The following is a 2,205-nucleotide window of genomic DNA, read 5'->3' as shown; positions in this document are numbered from 1 at the left end:
TGGGCGAGGAGGCAGCGCCCGTGAACGTCCTCACCGGATCCTGGTCGTGGCTGACGAGCACGGCACACTGGGAGGGCCCCGACGGCATCGCGCCCCGGCGCCCCGGGGGCCCGGCGCCCCGGGCGGCCCGGTGGTGCCGGTGGGGCGGCGGTCCGGCCGTTTCCGGGGCGGGTGGTGACGGAGGCCGGGCGGTCCGGTGGGTGGGGCCCACCGGACCGCCCGGCGGGTCAGCCGAGGTCGCCGGCCGCGGCGTGCTCGGCCAGCGCGACGAGCGTGCGGACGGCGGAGCCGGTGCCGCCCTTCGGCGTGTAGCCGAACGGCGCGCCCTCGTTGAACGCGGGGCCCGCGATGTCCAGGTGCGCCCAGGTGGTGCCCTCCGGCACGAACTCGCGCAGGAAGATGCCGGCGACCAGGCCGCCGCCCATGCGCTCACCCATGTTGGCGAGGTCGGCGATCGGCGAGTCCAGGCCCTTGCGCAGGTCTACGGGGAGCGGCATCGGCCAGGCGGCCTCGCCGGCCTCGTCGGCGATCTCGTACACCGCCGTGCGGAACGCGTCGTCGTTGGCCATGACGCCGAACGTGCGGGTGCCGAGCGCGAGCACCATCGCGCCGGTCAGCGTCGCCACGTCGACGATCGCGTCCGGCTTCTCCTCGGCGGCGCGGGTGATGGCGTCGGCCAGCACCAGGCGGCCCTCGGCGTCCGTGTTCAGCACCTCGACGGTCTTGCCGCTGTACATGCGCAGCACGTCGCCGGGGCGGGTGGCCGACCCCGACGGCATGTTCTCGGCGAGCGCGAGCCAGCCCGTGACGCCGACCTTCAGGCCGAGCCTGGCGGCCGTGACCACGGCGGCGAAGACGGCGGCGGCGCCGCTCATGTCGCACTTCATGGTCTCGTTGTGGCCGGCCGGCTTGAGCGAGATGCCGCCCGAGTCGTACGTGATGCCCTTGCCGACGAACGCGAGGTTCTGCCGCGCGCCGCGCGGGGTGTAGGAGAGGCGGACCAGCCTGGGCGGGTTGACGGAACCCTGCCCGACGCCGATCAGGCCGCCGTAGCCGCCCCTGGCGAGCGCCTTCTCGTCGAGCACCTCCACCTTGATGCCGTGTTCCTTGCCGGCAGCCACGGCGATCGCGGCGAAGTCGGCGGGGGTGAGGTCGTTCGACGGGATGTTGATCAGGTCGCGGGCGCGGTTGATCTCCTCCGTCAGCGCGATCGCCCGGTCCGCGGCGGCCTTGTGGGCCTTGTCGCGCGGCTTCGCGCCGAGCAGCGCGGCCTCGCCGAGCGGCTGCTTGCGCGCGTCGTCCTTGGCGGCGGCCTTCGCGCCGTTCGCCTTCTTGCGCTCACCGTCGCGGTACGTGGTGAAGGCGTACGAGCCGAGCAGGAGCCCCTCGCCGATCGCCGCGACGTCCTCGGCGGCCTCCACGGGCAGCGCGATGCCGGCCTTCTTGGTGCCCGTCAGGGCGCGCGCGGCGACACCGGCGGCGCGGCGCAGCGACTCGGTGCCGTACGCCTCGTCCTTCTCGGGCACCCGGCCGAGGCCCACGGCCAGTACGACGGGGGACTTGAACCCCGACGGCGCGGGCAGCTTGGTCACCTCACCCTCGGCGCCGGTGGCCCCGAGGGTCTCGAGCACGGCGGCGAGCCTGCCGTCGAACCCCTTGTCCACGGCCTCGGCGCCCGTGGCGACGACCGGTCCTGCGGCGCCCTTGGCGACGCCCACGACGATGACGTCGGCGCGCAGTGTGGCGGCGCCCGACGTGGTGAGAGTGAGAGCAGTCACGGTGGTGAATTCTCGCTTCCGTTGAGTTCCTTGTCGGTCGAGTGGTGGGCCGACCTGCCCGGCGCGTCGCGGAACCGGCCCTGACAACGCCGTGGGTGAGCCTACGCGCGCCGCTGACGTCAGCTGTCTCGTCCCCTGGACACCCGAGGGCCGCCGGTCAGCGGGGCGAGAGCGCGAGTACGACGAGGGCGAGCGTGGCGGCCGTCTCGCACAGCGCGCCGAGCACGTCGCCCGTGATGCCGCCGAACCGGCGTACACAGTGGCGAAGGAGCAACTGGGCGGCGGCGCAGGCCAGCAGCACCGCCGCGCCGTCCCGTACGGCGTCGGCGGCGGAGAAGGCGAGCCCGAGCGCGGCCGCGGCGAGCGTCACCACGGCCACCGCAGCGGCCGCCGCCCGCGTGGACACCGTCCCCGCGACGGCCGCGCC

Annotated in this window: 2 protein-coding genes; both read right to left on the bottom strand. The window is 74.8% G+C overall.

Annotation, left to right across the window (positions count from 1 at the left end):
* Window positions 1-227: 227 nt before the first annotated feature.
* Entirely contained in the window at window positions 228-1,778 is a 1,551-nt protein-coding gene (locus tag JFN87_RS32965; RefSeq protein WP_209346167.1) for a leucyl aminopeptidase, read from the bottom strand.
* A gap of 157 nt (window positions 1,779-1,935) precedes the next feature.
* Window positions 1,936-2,205 (bottom strand): adenosylcobinamide-GDP ribazoletransferase (locus JFN87_RS32960; protein ID WP_209346165.1); only part of this gene is annotated, 270 nt, incomplete at its 5' end.

This window comes from Streptomyces montanisoli, from assembly GCF_017813245.1.
GTDB classification, from domain to species: Bacteria; Actinomycetota; Actinomycetes; order Streptomycetales; family Streptomycetaceae; genus Streptomyces; species Streptomyces montanisoli.
This window is presented reverse-complemented; position numbering and strand designations above follow the sequence as displayed.